Origin of the sequence: Micromonospora sp. CPCC 205558, from assembly GCF_036902955.1 — a bacterium.
Classification (GTDB): Bacteria; Actinomycetota; Actinomycetes; order Mycobacteriales; family Micromonosporaceae; genus Micromonospora.
Genome location: NZ_JBAKHR010000030.1, coordinates 14,895 through 31,353, shown reverse-complemented (window position 1 = coordinate 31,353; position 16,459 = coordinate 14,895). Strand labels below are relative to the sequence as shown.

Here is a 16,459-nt window from a genome sequence, read left to right as displayed (position 1 = left end):
TCCAAGAGCGCGGAGGCCACTGCATCCTGGTTCGAGCGCGATCTTGCGCTGTCGGAGGCACGGTGCGGCACGGGCGCGGCACGGTGCGGCACGGGCACGGGCACGGCGCGGTCCCGCAGGGCTGGCCCAGCGCGGCACGGCACGACCGGCGGGGCGCTCGGGGGAGGTCAGCGGATGACGTGGCCGCGGAGGATCGTGCGGGACGGGGCGCGCACGACGCGCAGGTCGCCACGGGGGTCTTCGGGGTAGACGGTCAGGTCGGCGAGGCCGCCCTCGACCAGGCCGGCGAAGCCGAGCCACTCGCGGGCGCCCCAGGAGGCGGCGGCGAGCACGTCGGTAGGTGACATGCCGGCCCGTTCGTGCAGCAGCAGCATTTCCTCGGCGGCCAGCCCGTGGTCGATGCCGCCACCGGCGTCGGTGCCCACGTAGATTGGCACCCCCGCCTCGTGCGCGGCACGCACCACGTCGGGGAAGCCGTCGCGCAGCGCGAGCATGTGCTCGGCGTACCCGGGGAACTTGCCCCGCGCCTGCTCGGCGATGCCTCCGAAGGTGGCGATGTTGATCATTGTGGGGATCAGCGCGGTGCCCTGGCGGGCCATCTCGTCGATCAGGTCGAGGCTGAGCCCGGTGCCGTGCTCCACCGAGTCGACGCCGGCCCGCACCATGATCTCGACGGCTGATTCGGAGAAGGTGTGCACCGCGGCGCGCACTCCGGCGTCGTGTGCGGCCCGCACGGCGGCGGTGAGGGTGTCCGCGTCCCAGGCCGGCGCCAGGTCACCCACGCCACGGTCGATCCAGTCGCCGACCAGCTTGACCCAGCCGTTGCCGGCCCGTGCCTGCGCGGCCACCGTCACGGCCACCTCGGTCGCGTCGACCTCCACGCCGATGTCGCGCAGGTAGCGCTTCGGCGGGGCGACGTGCTGGCCCGCGCGGGCCAGTCGCGGCAGGCCCGGCTCGTCGTCCAGTTCGGGGTACGGGTACGGCGAGCCGGCGTCGCGGATCGCCAGCACCCCGGCGTCCCGGTCGGTGCGGGCCAGCTCGCGGGCCTGGTCGAGCGACGTGATCGGGGCGCCACCTCGGGCGATGCCGATGTGGCAGTGCGCGTCGACCAGCCCCGGCAGCACGAAGCCGCCGTCGACCACGGTCTGGGCACCGGGCACCGGGGTGAAGGTCACCCGGTCACCGACCAGCCAGAGATCGCGGACCTCGTCGTCGGGGAGCAGCACGCCGCGCACATGAAGGGCCATGCGCACAGTCCTACCCGATCACTCCTCGTCGGGGGCGAGCAGGTCGTTCTTCCGAGCGGTCAGGGCGGGCAGGTCCACGGAGACCTTCCACGGCCGCTCGGTGACGAACAGATCCTCGGTGTGGGCGACCTGCTCGTACTCCCGGTTGGCGCCGAGGGCGTACTCGGTGAGCGTGACGCGCTCCTGCAACGGGTCCACCACCCAGTAGGACCGGATTCCGGCGTGCGCGTAGACCTTCGCCTTGTCGTACATGTCGCGGAAGACGAATGGCGGCGGGACGACCTCCACGGCGAGCAGGGCGTCCTCGACCGGAACGGGTGACCGGTTGGCATGCGTGCGGCGAACGACCACCACGTCGGGGCGCGGTTCGTTACGCCGGTCGACCCGCATCGAGAGGTCGATGCTGCCGCTCGGGCAGGATCGGGGCTGCGGTCATGACATCTCTTTTCAGAGGGGCGACATCACCCTAAGCGCCAGATCAGTCGCCCACCGTCACCGACACGCGTCAGCGCGGGCCCTTGTCGCCGCCCTTGCCGAGCTTGTTGAAGTCGATCTTCGGGAGCTTGAAGCCGGGCGGCAGGCCCTGGCCGGCAGCGAGATCGTTCGGGTCCATCCCCGGCGGGAGCTGCGGCATGCCGCCCGGGAAGCCACCCGCACCGATGCGCGGACCGGCACCACTCTGCCCCGCACCCCGCGAACGCTGCGAGCCCTTCGTGTTTTTTCGCTTGTTCTTCGGGCTCTTGGTCGCCTTGCGGCGACCACCACCGGGCAGGCCCATCATGCCGCCCATCTGCTTCATCATCTTCTGCGCGTCGGCGAAGCGGTTGAGCAGTTGGTTGACGTCCATCACGGTGACCCCGGAGCCGTTGGCGATGCGCGCCCGACGGGAGCCGTTGATGATCTTCGGATTGGTGCGCTCGCCCGGGGTCATCGACCGGATGATCGCGGTGACCCGGTCGAAGTGGCTGTCGTCCAGCTCGGCGAGCTGGTCCTTCATCTGCCCCATGCCGGGCATCATCGCCAGCACGTTGGCGATCGGGCCCATCCGCCGCACCGCGATGAGCTGGTCGAGGAAGTCGTCCAGGGTGAACTGCTCACCGCCCATCAGCTTGGCGGTCATCTTCTCCTTCTGATCGGAGTCGAAGGCCTGCTCGGCCTGCTCGATCAGAGTGAGGACGTCGCCCATGCCGAGGATCCGGCTGGCCATCCGGTCGGGGTGGAAGACGTCGAAGTCCTCCAGCTTCTCACCGGTGGAGGCGAAGAGGATCGGCTGCCCGGTGACCTCACGGACCGACAACGCGGCACCACCACGGGCGTCGCCGTCGAGCTTGGAGAGCACCACGCCGGTGATGCCGACGCCGTCTCGGAACGCCTCGGCGGTGCGGACGGCGTCCTGACCGACCATCGCGTCGATGACGAAGATGACCTCGTCCGGCGAGACGGCGTCGCGGATGTCGGCGGCCTGCTGCATCATCTCGGCGTCGATGCCGAGCCGGCCGGCGGTGTCGACGATGACGATGTCGCGAGCGGCGCGCTTGGCGTGCTCGATCGACGCGCGGGCCACCTGCACCGGGTCACCGGTGCCGTTGCCGGGCTCCGGGGCGTACACCTCGACGCCGGCCCGGCCACCGAGCACCTGGAGCTGCCCGACGGCGTTGGGGCGCTGCAGGTCGGCGGCGACCAGCAGCGGCTGGTGCCCCTGGCCCTTGAGCCAGCGGGCCAGCTTACCGGCGAGGGTGGTCTTACCGGAACCCTGGAGGCCGGCCAGCATGATCACCGTGGGCGGCTGCTTGGCGAACTGGAGCCGTCGCCCCTCGCCGCCGAGCACCTTGATCAGCTCTTCGTTGACGATCTTGATGATCTGCTGGGCCGGATTCAGCGCCTGCGAGACCTCGGCGCTGCGGGCGCGCTCCTTGACGGCCGCGATGAAGCCCTTGACCACCGGCAGCGCGACGTCCGCCTCCAGCAGCGCGAGGCGGATCTCGCGCGCGGTGGCGTCGATGTCGGCGTCGGTGAGCCGCCCCTTGCCGCGGAGCTTGGTGAAGATCCCGGACAGGCGGTCACTCAAGGTGTCAAACACGCGAACATCCCGTTTGTCAGTGTTCCGGCGGGCACAACGCGGCCGGCACTGCGGAGTCCGGCCACCGCTAGGGTAACCGCCCGGCCGAAGGGCCGCTGTCGGCCGGCCCGGGCCTCACCCCGACACCAAACCCGACTGGTACGCGAACACGACGAGCTGGGCCCGATCCCGGGCTCCCAGCTTGCCCATCGCCCGGCTGACGTGGGTCCGCGCCGTCGCCGGGCTGACCACCAACCGCGCGGCGATCTCCTCGTTGTTCAGGCCCTCACCGACCAGGCCGACGACCTGGCGCTCCCGATCGGTCAGCGCGTCCAGTCGGGGGTGCGGACGCAGCACCCGGGACGGCCGGGTCGCGAACTCCCGCACCACCCGACGGGTCACCGACGGCGACAGCAGCGCCTCCCCCTCGGCGACCAACCGGATCGCGCGCAGCAGCTCAGCCGGCCTGGTGTCCTTGGTGAGGAACCCGCTCGCACCGTGCCGCAGCGCGTCGAAGACGTACTCGTCCAGCTCGAAGGTGGTGAGCACCACCACCCGGGTACCGGTCAGGTCGGGGTCGGCGACGATACGGCGGGTCGCCTCGATACCGTCGATACCGGGCATCCGGATGTCCATCAGCACCACGTCCGGCCGTTCCCGGCGGGCCAACTCGACGGCCCGCAGCCCGTCGGACGCCTCGCCGGCCAACGCCAGATCGTCCTCGCTCTCCACCAGCGCGCGCAGTCCGAGCCGAACCAGGTCCTGGTCGTCGGCGATCAGCACCCGGATCACGTCGCCGGCTCCACGGGCAGCCCGGCGTACACCCGGAACCCGCCCCCGGCGCGCGGCCCGGTGCTCAACCGCCCGCCCAACGCCACGACCCGCTCCCGCATCCCGGCCAGACCGTGACCGCCCTCGTCGTCGGCCGGAGCTGTCCCGGCGCGGCCCGGCCCCATCCCTCGGTCGGTGACCTCGACGGTCACCTCGTCGGCGCGGTAGCCCACTGTCACCTCCGCGCTCGCCACCCCCGCGTGTCGCAGCACGTTGGTCAACGCCTCCTGCACCACCCGGTACGCGGCCAGGTCCACCGCGGCCGGCAGCTCCCGGGGGTCACCGACCACGCGCACCTCGACCGCGAGCCCTGCCCCGGCCAGCCGGTCGCGCAACGCGGGAAGCCGGGCCAGGCCGGGTACGGGCTCGCGCTCGGCACCCCGCCGCACCGCGCCCAGGGTGACCCGCAGCTCGTCCAGTGCCTCGCGGCTGGTCCGGCTGATCGCGGTCAGGGCCACCTCCGCCTGCTCCGGCCGCTTCGGCAGCAGGTGCAGGGCGATCTCGGCCTGCATGCTGATCGCGGCGAGCCCATGCCCCACCACGTCGTGCACCTCCTGCGCGATGCGCAGCCGCTCCTCGTCGGCCTGCCGTCGCGCCTGTTCAACTCGGCTGCGGGCCGCTTCGGCACGGGTACGCGCGGCCGTCTCACGACTCACCCGCACCACCACCCCCACCGCGAACGGTACGACCACCCAGGCCGACGCGGGCAGCACTCCCGTCCAACCGGGCGCCGGCCCCCGGCCGGAGAAGACGTGCGCCAACAACAGGACGAAGGCGGCACCGGTGGCGAGCGCCGCCGGACGCACCGGCAGTCGCACCGCCACGGTGTACACCGCGATCAGGAACGTCAGCAGGATCGGCCCGTAGGGGTAGCCGATCAGCAGGTACGTCGACGTGGCCACGGTGACCACGACGAGGGTCGCGACCGGGGTGCGCCGCCGGACCGGCAGGGCGAGCGCGGCGACGGCGATCAGCACCCGACCGACAGCGTCCAGCGGCCTCGACCCCGGCTGGTTCTCCCCGGCCAGGCCGGTGGCGAGCAGCCCGAAGCCGAGCAGCACCAGGGCGAGCACGGCATCTGCCGTCAGCTCCGACCACCGCCCCTGCCCGTTCCGTCGCATGGCCGTCATTCTGCCCGCGCCGACGCCGCTCGACGTGCGTCCGCGAGCGGCACCGCCGCTACGCCCCCGGACGTACCCCCCCCGCGCGCCGCCCCGCGCCGCCCCGAGCCTCGCCGATCTTGCACTTTGTGTTGTCGAGATGCGGCTTTTGCGCGCTATGCGGGGACGCAAAGTGCAAGATCGACGCGGTTATGGGGTGGAGACGCGTGGGAGGGGTTAGACGGCGGCGAGGACCGCGGCCTCCAGGCGGGCCCGGGTGGCGTCGTCCGGCCAACCACCGACGAGATAGAACGCGTCGACCACGTCGGCGCCGAGGGTGGAGATGCGGGCCGCGCGTACCAGGGCGCCGGCCTCGTCGAGCGCACAGGCGACCCGGTAGAGCAGGCCCGCGGCGTCGGCGGCGCGCAGCTCCAGGAGTACGGCGTCGGTGGCCGCCTCGCGGTGCCAGACCACTCGTGGAGCCGCGCCGCCGCCACGGCTGGCGAGCGCACGGCCGCGCAGCCGCTGGGTGACCGACACGTCGCCAGCGACCGCCCGGCGCAGGTCGGCGCGGAGGGGGACCGGGTCGGGCGGGAGGCCGTAGCGGGGCTGCACCCGGCACTCGACCAGGGCCCGACCGTCGACGGCGGAGGCGTCCGCGGAGATCACCTCCAGCCGGTGCAGCGCCAGGCAGCCGGCCACCGTGGCGAGCAGACCACGCCGGTCGGCCGCCGCGACCGACACCCGGTCGCCGGTCAGGTGAACGACCGGCAGTGGCCCGGCCAGCAGCTCCGGGTCCGGGGCGGGCGGCTCGGGGAGCACGCCGGTGTCCAGCGCGGTGCGAACCCTGGCGACCAGCTCGGCGACGAGTCGGCCCTTCCAGTCGGACCAGGCCGCCGGCCCGGTCGCCGCCGCGTCGGCGCGGACCAACGCGTGCAGCAGGTCGAGGGTGCCGGTGTCACCGACCGCCTCGGCCACCGAGGCGATGGTGACCGGGTCGGCCAGGTCGCGGCGGGTCGCCACGTCGGGCAGCAGCAGGTGCAGCCGGACGAGCGTGCCGATCAGCTCGACCTCCGGGGCAGGCAGGCCGACCCGGGTTGCCACCGCCTGGGCAACCGGCACACCGACGGTGCTGTGATCACCGGGGAGGCCCTTGCCGATGTCGTGCAGCAGAGCGCCGAGGAGCAGCAGGTCGGGGCGTTCCACCTCGCGGGCGTGCCGGCTGGCCTCGTGCGCGGTCTGCACGAGGTGCCGGTCGAGGGTGAAGCGGTGCACCGGGTTGTGCTGGGGCAGGCTACGCAGCCGGGTCCACTCGGGCAGCCAGCCGTCGACCAGCCCGTACCGGTCGCAGGTCTCCCAGGCCGGCACCAGGCCGGGACCGGCGCCGAGCAGGGTGATCAGCGCGGCCCGGGCCTCGGCGGGCCAGGGGGCGGGCAGTGGCGGGCAGTACGCCGCCAGCCACTCGCAGGTGGCCCGCGCGATGGGGATTCGGGTCGTGGCCGACGCGGCGGCCACCCGCAGCGAGAGGCTCGGGTCCGGGCGTGCCCCGATCGCCGTGCGGGCGAGCACCAACTCGCCGTCGTGTTCGACCACGTCACGGGCGACCGGGCGGCGAGCCGGGCGGCCGTTCCCGCCCCGGGAGCGGCCGGAGCGCAGCCGGTCGGCGGCCCGGAAGGCGTCGTCCAGGGCGTGGCTGACCGTGCGGGCGTCACCGGCGACCCGACGCAGCAGCGCGTCGCGGTCTTCCAACCCGAGCAGGGTGGCCACGCCGTCGCCCTCCTGGGCGACCAACCGGTCGACCCGTCGGCCGACCTGCTGGTGCAGGGCGTCGCGGGTGTCCAACAGGCGCAGGTGGGCGGCGCGCACGGCGGGGCGCAGCGCATCGGTGATACCGGCGGCGGAGATCGCCCGCAGCAGCCCCACGTCGCGCAGACCACCGGCGGCCTCCTTGAGGTCGCCCTCCAGCAGGAACGCCAGCTCACCGTGGGCCTGCCAGCGGCTGGTGGTGACCTCCCGCAGACCGGGCAGGTGCCGGACGGCGGTGCGCCGCCAGTGATCGGCGGCGGTGCTGATCAGCGCGTCGGCCAGCGCCTGGTCCCCCACGACCAGCCGGGCGTCGAGGAGCCCGAGCGCGACCTTGACGTCGTCCTGGGCCACCGAGAGGGCCTCGGAGACGGTGCGTACGGAATGGTCGAGCCGGAGACCCGCGTCCCAGATCGGGTACCAGACCGAGGCGGCCAACTCGTCGGTGCCGGGCACCCCGGCGTGCAGCAGGACCAGGTCGAGGTCGCTGTACGGGGCGCACTGCCGCCGGCCCAACCCCCCGACGGCCAGCAGCGCCACCCCCTCGCGCGCCGGAAGCAGCCCACGCAGAAAGCTGTCGTACGCGGCAGCCCGCCGCTGCCGAGCCGACTCCCCGATCCCCCCGGGAACGCCGATGACCTCGTTGATCAAGAGTTTCGCGTCGCCATCGGCGGCGTGCCCCGACGCGTTCTTCCTGATCAACGAGGTCATCTCAGTCGTGGCCGAGATCAGAGCGCGTCGAGGCCGCGTTCGCCGGTACGTACCCGGACGACCTCTTCGACACCGGTGACCCAGACCTTGCCGTCACCGATCTTGCCCGTGCGGGCCGCCCCGACAATGGCGTCCACGACCTTCTCCACGTCGATCTCGTCGGTGAGCACCTCGACCCGGATCTTGGGCAGGAACTCGACCGTGTACTCGGCACCCCGGTAGACCTCGGTGTGCCCCTTCTGCCGCCCGTACCCCTGAACCTCGCTGACGGTCAGCCCAGCCACCCCGAGGGCGTGCAGGGCCTCCTTCACCGCGTCCAGTTGGTACGGCTTGATGACTGCGGTCACCAGCTTCATGTCCAACCCCTCCATCCCAGGAACGTTAACCGGCGACCTTTTCGCTGACCGGCTCGGCGGGCTCCGCCTCCGGCTTGGCACCGCTCGTCGTGCCGCCACCGGGAGTGCCGATGCCGGCCATCGCGAACGCGCTGCCCGTGCCGCCGCCGGCCGGGGACAGGTCGTAGCTGCTCTCGGCGTGCTCGGCGATGTCGATGCCCTCGACCTCATCCTCGCCCTTGACGCGGAAGCCGATCGTCTTCTCGATGACGAAGGCGAGCACCCAGGCGATGCCGAACGACCAGACGGTGACGATCAGGCCGGCGAGGGCCTGCCGCCCGAGCTGGGTCACGCCGCCGCCGTAGAAGAGGCCGTCGGAGGCGCCCACCGCGTCGGTGATCGCGGAGTTGACCGAGTTGGTGGCGAACAGGCCGAGCCAGAGCGAGCCGATCCAACCACCGACGAAGTGCACGCCGACCACGTCGAGCGAGTCGTCGTAGCCGAGCTTGTACTTGAGGCTGACGGCGAGCGCGCACACCGCTCCGGCGACGATGCCGAGCAGGACGGCCGCCCACGGTGCGATGAAGCCACAGGCCGGGGTGATGGCGACCAGACCGGCGACGGCGCCGGACGAGGCACCGACCATCGTCGGCTTACGGGTCTTGACCCACTCGACAGCGATCCAGCCGAGCACCGCCGCCGCCGTGGCGAGCTGGGTGTTGATGAAGGCGAGGCCGGCGACCGAGTCGACGGTCAGCTCCGAGCCGGCGTTGAACCCGAACCAGCCGAACCACAGCAGACCCGCACCGAGCGCGACCAACGGGATGTTGTGCGGCTTCATGCCCTCACGCGGCCAACCGAGCCGCTTACCGAGGACCAGGGCCACGGCCAGCGCCGCCGCGCCGGCGTTGATGTGCACCGCGGTGCCACCGGCGAAGTCCAGTGCGTGGATGTCGCCGCCGATGATGCCGCCGCCCCACACCCAGTGGGCGACCGGGAAGTAGACCAGGGTGGCCCAGCCGAAGGCGAACAGCAGCCAGCCGGCGAACTTGGCCCGGTCGGCGATGGCACCACTGATCAGCGCCACGGTGATCACCGCGAAGACCATCTGGAAGGCCATGAACACGTAGAGCGGGACCCCGATGCCGCTGGGGTTCTCCGCCGTGGCACCCCACAGGTCGGTCTCGGCGAGGAAGGTCTTGGTGCCGAGGTACGCGCCCGGGTCGCCCCAGAAGCCGTTCACGTCGGTCCCGAAGGCGACGCTGAAACCGTAGAACCACCACAGAATAGAGATGAGCCCGATAGCGGAGAAGCTCATCATCATCATGTTGAGTACGCCCTTGGCCCGGTTGAGGCCGCCGTAGAACAGCGCCAGTCCGGGGGTCATGAGCAGCACGAGCGCGGTCGAAACCAGCAGCCACGTGGTATTGGCGCCGTCGATCGTCGGTGCTTCAGGCACGCTGGCCTCCTAAAGGGTGAAGTCCTCCTTCGCGGCTTTCCGGGGCAGCGTCGCCCGTAGGCCGGTTGCGCGGAAGCTTCGCGGCCGGCTGTTTCACCAAGGGTCTCGTGCGGGTTTCCGTTTCGTGACGGGTTGTTTCGGACGTGTCACGAAGTCCGCACAGTCAGCAGCATGGACGACTGTGGATCAACCGGACGGCGATCGTCGATGGCCGACCGGTCGGATGCATCGACCGATCCGCTTGACGGGCCCGACCGAGCATCGACCGACCGGCGCTCAGCGGAGAGCGTTCTCCAGAGTGTGCCGCTCGTAGTCGAGCAGCCGCAGATCGCGCATCGGTCGGCGCAGGTGGCCCTTGTGCACGATCCGGACGAACGCCGGCTCACCGGCGGCAGCCATCCGGCGGATCCCCTCGACGTGGTCCACGATCCGTTTACGGATGGTCCGGATCAGCCGGTGCCGGTCCCGGGGGATCAGCCCGTACGCGTCGGCGAAGAGCCGCAGTCGGCGCGGCCGGTCCGGGTGCTTCCAGCCGAGCGTGATCGAGTCGCGGTCCGCGAAGATCGGCACCCAGGTCCAGGCCGCGTACGCCACGTCGTAGATCCGCGCTCCGGGCGAGGCGAGGTCGAAGTCGATCAGCCCGAGGGTGCCGTCCGGACGCCAGATCACGTTGTGCGGCGCGGCGTCGTGGTGGCAGATCACCTCGGTGTCCGGTGGTGGGGGCCCGAACGAGCGCCAGACCGCCGCCTGCGGAGGGGTGAAGCCGTACTGCGCGTCGTGGAACATCCGCAGCATGGTGGCGACGGTGACCAGGGCCTCGTCGGTCACCCAGTGCGGGGCGAGCGGATATTCGCCGCACTCCCCCTCCAGGTACGACAGCACCTCACGGTTGCGCTCGTCCATCCCGAGCGCCCGGGGGGCGCCGGTGAACCCCACGTACTCCAGGTGGCGCAGCAGCGCGTGCACGGACGGGGTCCACGGCCCGGCGTTGCGCCGGACCGTGTCGCCCACGCGGACAACGGTGCTCACGTTGCCGCCGTGCAGCGGGATCTCCTGCGAAGTCACGTACGGTCTCCCGAGGCGCTGCGAGGGGTGGCCGGGGTCGCGCCAGCCCGCGTACGCGCGATCGTCACTGGTCACTCGAGACTACGCGTCCCGGCCGGTGGCCTCGGTCCCCAACAGCGCGTCGACGAACTGCGCGGGGTCGAACGGGGCCAGGTCGTCCTTGCCTTCGCCGAGGCCGACCAGCTTCACGGGGATGCCGAGCTTGCGCTGCACGGCGATCACGATTCCGCCCTTGGCGGTGCCGTCGAGCTTGGTCAGCACCACCCCGGTCACGTTGACCACCTCGGTGAAGACCCGGGCCTGCTCCAGGCCGTTCTGCCCGGTGGTGGCGTCCAGGATGAGCAGTGTCTCGTCGATCGGGCCCTGCTTCTCCACCACGCGCTTGACCTTGCCCAGCTCGTCCATCAGGCCGACCTTGTTCTGCAGGCGGCCGGCGGTGTCGATGAGCACGGTGTCCACGCCGGTGTCGATGCCGCGCTTGACGGCGTCGAAGGCGACGCTGGCCGGGTCGGCGGCCTCGGGCCCCCGGACGGTCTCCGCGCCGACGCGCGAGCCCCAGGTCTCCAGTTGGTCGGCCGCGGCGGCCCGGAAGGTGTCGGCCGCGCCGAGCAGCACGCTGCGACCGTCGGCCACCAGCACCCGCGCGATCTTGCCGCAGGTGGTGGTCTTGCCGGCACCGTTGACGCCGACGACCAGGACCACCGCCGGCACGCCGTCCTTCGGGGCGGTCCGCAACGAGCGGTCCAGGCTCGGGTCGAGCGCGTTGACCAGCTCGGCGGCGAGCAGTGCCCGCAGCTCGGAGGCCGAGCGGGTGCCGAGCACCCGGGTGCGCTCCCGGAGCCGGTCGACGATGTCACGGGTGGCGTCGACGCCGACGTCGGCGGTGATCAGGCTGTCCTCGATCTCCTCCCAGACGTCCTCGTCGAGGTGGTCACGGGCGAGCAGGCCGAGCAGGCCCTTGCCGAACACGCTCTGTGAGCGGGACAGCCGCGAGCGCAGGCGGACCAGCCGCCCGGCGGTCGGCTCGGGGACCTCCACCTGCGGTTCGAGCACCGGCGGCGGTTCGACCAGGACACCGGTGGACAGATCGGACTCCGGTGCCTCGACCGGCGGGCCGGCGAGATCCTCCTCAGCCCTGGTGTCGACCTCGGTGCGCGGCAGCGGGGGCTCGGGCCGCCGCCGCAATCGCGGCACGACCAGCCCGACTGTGCCGGCGATCAGCACGCCGAGCAGGACCAGAGCGAGGACGAGATATTCGGCCATGCCGGAATCCTGTCAGATGCCGGCGGCCGCGTCCCAGCCACCGCACCCCGAGCGGTGCCCGGAGTCTCCACCACCGCGCCCGGCCGGGGCCCGGGACCGGCGGTAGGCTCGGCCGCATGCCGGCCGCACACCTCCTCATCGGCCCACTGCTGCGGCGAGTGGTGGACACCCGGGCGACGATCTGGGTCGAGACGGCGGCGCCCGCCGTGGTCACCGTCCGCACCGCCGGCGGCGCCACCGGCACCGCGCCCACCTTCTCGGCGTACGACCACCACTACGCGCTCGTGGTGGTCGAGGGGCTCACTCCGGACAGCGAGACCACCTACGAGGTCCTGGTCGACGACGAGATGGTCTGGCCGGTGCCGAGCAGCGGGTTCCCGCCGAGCGTGATCCGCACCCGGGCCGACGACGATCGGGACCAGCCGGTCAATCTGATCTTCGGCTCGTGCCGGGAGACCACCCAGCACGCCACCACCCGCAAGCTGCCACCGGACGCGCTGGACGCGTACGCCCGGCGGTTGATGGCCGACCCGGAGTCGAACCCGCTGCCCGACCTGCTGGTGTTGCTCGGCGACCAGGTCTACGCCGACGTCACCTCGCCGACCGTGCGCCGGCTGCTGCGTCGACGGCGGCGGCGGCCGAAGGGCGCTCCGGCCGACCAGGTGGTGAGCTTCGACGAGTACACCAAGCTCTACCTGGAGTCCTGGCGTGATCCGGAGATCCGCTGGCTGCTCTCCACCGTGCCGAGCGTGATGATCTTCGACGATCACGAGATCATCGACGACTGGAACACCTCGGCGGCGTGGCGTGCGGAGATGCGCGAGCAGCCGTGGTGGCCGGAGCGGATCGGCAGCGGGCTCGCCTCGTACTGGGTCTACCAGCACCTGGGCAACCTCTCCCCCGACGAGATCGTCGCCGATCCGGTCTTCGCGAAGGTCACCGCCGCCGAGGACGCCACCAGCGTGCTGCGCGAGTTCGGCCATCGGGTCGACCAGGAATCCGACCTGGCGCACGACACTGAGCGTTGGCGCGCGGTGCAATATCAGTGGAGCTACGCGCTGGATCTGGGCCGGACCCGGCTGGTGATGCTGGACAACCGGTGCAGCCGGGTGCTCGAGTCCAACAGCCGGGCGATGCTGCCACCCGGCGAGTGGGCCTGGTTCCTCGACCAGGCGCACGGGGTCTACGACCACCTGGTGGTGGGTGCCTCACTGCCCTGGCTGCTGCCGCAGGGCATCCACCACATCGAGGCGTGGAACGAGAAACTGGCGGACTCACGCCGACCGTGGGTGGCGCGCGGGGCGGAGAAGCTGCGCCGTGCTCTGGACCTGGAGCACTGGGCGGCGTTCCGGCGTTCCTTCGAGGCGCTCGCGGAGACGTTCGCCCGCATCGGCACCGGCACGCCGCGGCAGTCCGGCGCCCGGATCGGGGCCGGTCCGGCGTACGCCCCACCGGCGTCGATCAGCGTGCTCTCCGGTGACGTGCACCACTCGTACGTGGCTCGGGCCCGGTTCGCCGACCCGGCGGTGGTCACTCCGGTGCACCAGCTCACCTGTTCGCCGATCCACAACCAGGTGCCGGCCGGCATCCGTCCGTTGATGCGGCTGGGCTGGTCGCCCGGTCCGGCCGGGGCCACCCGGGCGCTGGCCCGTTCGGCGGGCGTACGCCGACCGGGGGTGCGCTGGCGCAAGCTGGCCGGCCCGTACTTCGGTAACGCGGTCGCCACGCTGACGCATCGGGGGCGCGAGGCCGACGTCGTCATCGAGGGCACCACGAATGACGGGCACCTACGCCCGGTGATGCGGCGTCGACTCTCCGGCGGCGGCGGGCCGGCCGCGCCGTAGTCTCTACGCCGTGGATGAGCACCTGCCGGAGCCGATCCGAGCGGTTGAGCACGAGTTGACCGCTCTGCTGCGCCGTGGCCGCGCGGTCTCCTGGGAGATCGCCCGGGAGGTGCACCCGAATCTTGAGCCGAACACCTACGGGCTGCTGCTCTGGTTGCGGCGTAGCGGGTCGATCCGGTTGACCGAGTTGGCGGCACGGCTGGGCGTGGGCAAGGGGACGCTGAGCCGGCAGATCAACGCGCTGGAGGTGCTCGGCCTGGTCCACCGCGACCCCGATCCGAGTGACCGGCGGGCCGCGCAGATCAGCCTCACCGAGGAGGGTCAGCGCCGGTTCGACATCGCCCGCGCGGCCCGGCTGGGCGAGTTCCTGCGCGCCCTGGACGGCTGGCCGGAGCGGGACGTCGAGGACTTCGCCCGGCTACTCGGCCGGTTCAACGACTCCTGGCAGTAGCGCCTCGCGACGGGGAATAGGGTGCCGGTTCGGCAAGTTGTTGCTTCAGGCAACCAAGGCATACGGTTGCTCCAGGCAACTCCCAGGCGGCCGTGCGTCCCAGCCCGCCGCGGTTGCACCTCGACTCCACTCGGAGGCAACAAACGATGAGCCAGGCGACAGTGCCTCCCCAGGCGACCGCCGTGACCATGACCCACCGGCAGATCCTGGAAGCACTTTCCGGCCTACTGCTGGGCCTGTTCGTCGCGATCCTCTCCTCCACGGTCATCTCGAACGCGCTACCGAGAATCATCACCGAACTGCACGGCGGCCAGTCCGCCTACACCTGGGTGGTCACGTCGGCGCTGCTCGCGACCACCGCGACGACCCCCATCTGGGGCAAGCTGGCCGACCTGACCAACAAGAAGACCCTGGTCCAGCTCGCCCTCGGGATCTACGTGCTGGGCTCGGTGCTGGCCGGTCTCGCCCAGGGCACCGGAGAGCTGATCGCGTGCCGGGTGCTCCAGGGCGTCGGCGCCGGCGGCCTCACCGCGCTGGCCCAGGTGATCATGGCCACCATGATCGCGCCCCGCGAGCGGGGCCGCTACAGCGGCTACCTCGGCGCGGTGATGGCCGTCGGCACCATCGGCGGCCCGCTGATCGGCGGCGTGATCGTGGACACCTCGTGGCTCGGCTGGCGCTGGTGCTTCTACGTCGGTGTGCCGTTCGCCATCGTCGCGCTGATCGTGCTCCAGAAGACCCTGCACCTGCCGGTCGTCAAGCGGAAGGCCGAGATCGACTGGTGGGGCGCCACCCTGATCACCGCCGCCGTGTCGCTGCTGCTGATCTGGGTCTCGCTGGCCGGCGACCAGTTCGCCTGGGCCTCCGGGCAGTCCGCCGCCATGGTCATCGGCGCGCTGGTCCTCGGTGCGCTGGCGATCCGGGTCGAGACCCGGGCCGCCGAGCCGATGATCCCGCCACGCCTGTTCCGCAACCGCACCATCACCCTCGCCGTCGTCGCCAGCATCGCGGTCGGTGTCGGCATGTTCGGCGCGTCGATCTTCCTGAGCCAGTACTTCCAGATCAGCCGCGGCCAGAGCCCGACCATGTCCGGTCTGATGACCCTGCCGATGATCCTCGGCCTGCTGGTCGCCTCCACGGTCATCGGGCGGATCATCACCAAGACCGGCCGCTGGAAGCGATACCTCGTGATCGGGTCGTCGCTGCTCACCATCGGCTTCGCGCTGATGGGCACGCTGCGCGCCGACACCAACTTCGCCCTGCTCAGCGTCTACATGCTGGTGATCGGCGTCGGCCTGGGCATGACCATGCAGAACCTGGTCCTCGCCGTGCAGAACACCGTCGGCCCGCACGAACTCGGCGCGGCCAGCTCGGTGGTGGCGTTCTTCCGCAGCCTCGGCGGCGCGATCGGTGTCTCCGCTCTCGGCGCGGTGCTCGCCCACAAGGTCAAGGACTACACCGCCGACGGGCTGGCCCAGCTCGGCATCCCGGCCTCCAGCTCGGGCAGCGGCGGCGCCCTGCCCGACGTGCACACCCTGCCCGGCCCGCTGCGGGCGGTGGTGGAGGCCGCGTACGGCCACGGCGCCGGTGACATCTTCCTGGCCGCCGCCCCGTTCGCGCTGATCGCGCTGATCGCGGTGGTCTTCATCAAGGAGGTGCCGCTGCGCCAGCACAACGGCAACCCGGTTTCCGCCGAGGTCGAGCGGGAATCGACAGTCGCTGCCGGCGCTGGGGCACCTGTGATCCGTACCGGCGAGCAGAGGTGAGGTAGAACCATGGGCGTGGGAGCACCGGACCGCGAGGAGTACGGTCCCCGGACCCGACCGCTGCCCTTCGAGCGCGGCACGGACGGGCCTCGGGTGATCATGGTGGGCATCGACGGCACCCGCACCTCCGAGCGGGCCGGCTCCTACGCCGCTGGCCTGGCCCGTCGGCAGGGCGCCGCCCTGGTGGTGGTCTTCGTCAGCTCGCCGAGCGGACTGGCCGCCCTGGTGCCCGGCATGGACGCCGGCGCGGTCCAGCGCACCCACGACGAGTTGGCCGACGAGCTGCGCCGGGAGTGCCGGCGCGGGGCCGAGCAGTGGGGCATTCCACTGACCCTGCTGGTGCGGCGCGGCGACGCGTACGGCGAGCTGTGCGCGGCAGCCGACGAGTTCCAGGCCGACATGCTGGTGGTCGGGGCCTCCGAGCAGGCCGGGCACCGGCTGGTCGGCTCGGTCGCCACCCGGCTGGTCCGCGCCGGCCGTTGGCCCGTCGTCGTGGTGCCCTGAAACTCGGTCGCGACTGTCGCA

Annotated in this window: 14 protein-coding genes; 4 read left to right on the top strand and 10 right to left on the bottom strand. The window is 71.8% G+C overall.

Features of this window, described 5'->3' with window-relative positions; all coding sequences use genetic code 11:
- Nucleotides 1–167: 167 nt before the first annotated feature.
- From V6U86_RS27195 to ftsY, 10 genes are all read right to left on the bottom strand, one after another.
- On the bottom strand, nt 168–1,247 hold the full coding sequence (locus tag V6U86_RS27195) for an amidohydrolase family protein (protein WP_334508022.1): 1,080 nt from the start codon (nt 1,245–1,247) through the stop codon (nt 168–170).
- An 18-nt stretch (nt 1,248–1,265) separates the two neighbouring features.
- A complete protein-coding gene (locus V6U86_RS27190) occupies nt 1,266–1,649 on the bottom strand; it encodes a Uma2 family endonuclease (RefSeq protein ID WP_334508125.1) in 384 nt (127 codons plus the stop codon).
- Between the two features lie 103 nt (nt 1,650–1,752).
- Nucleotides 1,753–3,327, bottom strand: coding sequence for a signal recognition particle protein (ffh, locus tag V6U86_RS27185; RefSeq protein WP_334508019.1), 1,575 nt, complete (start codon nt 3,325–3,327; stop codon nt 1,753–1,755).
- 114 nt (nt 3,328–3,441) lie between these two features.
- A complete protein-coding gene (locus V6U86_RS27180) occupies nt 3,442–4,098 on the bottom strand; it encodes a response regulator transcription factor (protein ID WP_334508018.1) in 657 nt (218 codons plus the stop codon).
- Nucleotides 4,095–5,258, bottom strand: coding sequence for a sensor histidine kinase (locus V6U86_RS27175; protein ID WP_334508015.1), 1,164 nt, complete (start codon nt 5,256–5,258; stop codon nt 4,095–4,097). The genes V6U86_RS27180 and V6U86_RS27175 overlap by 4 nt, the downstream gene beginning before the upstream one ends.
- A 216-nt stretch (nt 5,259–5,474) precedes the next feature.
- On the bottom strand, nt 5,475–7,751 hold the full coding sequence (locus tag V6U86_RS27170) for a [protein-PII] uridylyltransferase (protein WP_334508012.1): 2,277 nt from the start codon (nt 7,749–7,751) through the stop codon (nt 5,475–5,477).
- A gap of 17 nt (nt 7,752–7,768) precedes the next feature.
- Nucleotides 7,769–8,107, bottom strand: a complete 339-nt coding sequence (locus V6U86_RS27165) for a P-II family nitrogen regulator (RefSeq protein ID WP_208648869.1) — start codon at nt 8,105–8,107, stop codon at nt 7,769–7,771.
- A gap of 25 nt (nt 8,108–8,132) precedes the next feature.
- Nucleotides 8,133–9,545 (bottom strand): ammonium transporter, encoded by a 1,413-nt coding sequence (locus tag V6U86_RS27160; protein WP_334508010.1) that lies wholly within the window; start codon nt 9,543–9,545, stop codon nt 8,133–8,135.
- Nucleotides 9,546–9,821: 276 nt separating this feature from the next.
- Entirely contained in the window at nt 9,822–10,685 is an 864-nt protein-coding gene (locus V6U86_RS27155) for an aminoglycoside phosphotransferase family protein (protein WP_334508008.1), read from the bottom strand.
- A gap of 6 nt (nt 10,686–10,691) precedes the next feature.
- A complete protein-coding gene (ftsY, locus tag V6U86_RS27150) occupies nt 10,692–11,873 on the bottom strand; it encodes a signal recognition particle-docking protein FtsY (protein WP_334508007.1) in 1,182 nt (393 codons plus the stop codon).
- 116 nt (nt 11,874–11,989) lie between these two features.
- Here ftsY and V6U86_RS27145 point away from each other — a divergent pair, with 116 nt between their 5' ends.
- The 4 genes from V6U86_RS27145 to V6U86_RS27130 all read left to right on the top strand — a co-directional run bounded on the left by V6U86_RS27145 (nt 11,990) and on the right by V6U86_RS27130 (nt 16,438).
- Complete coding sequence (locus V6U86_RS27145) at nt 11,990–13,717, top strand: alkaline phosphatase D family protein (RefSeq protein ID WP_334508004.1); 1,728 nt, start codon at nt 11,990–11,992, stop codon at nt 13,715–13,717.
- Between the two features lie 10 nt (nt 13,718–13,727).
- Nucleotides 13,728–14,168, top strand: a complete 441-nt coding sequence (locus V6U86_RS27140; RefSeq protein ID WP_334508001.1) for a MarR family winged helix-turn-helix transcriptional regulator — start codon at nt 13,728–13,730, stop codon at nt 14,166–14,168.
- 146 nt (nt 14,169–14,314) lie between these two features.
- A complete protein-coding gene (locus V6U86_RS27135; protein ID WP_334507998.1) occupies nt 14,315–15,934 on the top strand; it encodes an MDR family MFS transporter in 1,620 nt (539 codons plus the stop codon).
- A 9-nt stretch (nt 15,935–15,943) separates the two neighbouring features.
- The gene (locus V6U86_RS27130; protein ID WP_334507995.1) at nt 15,944–16,438 is read left to right on the top strand and encodes a universal stress protein; all 495 of its coding nucleotides are present in this window, start codon (nt 15,944–15,946) and stop codon (nt 16,436–16,438) included.
- Nucleotides 16,439–16,459 lie beyond the last annotated feature (21 nt).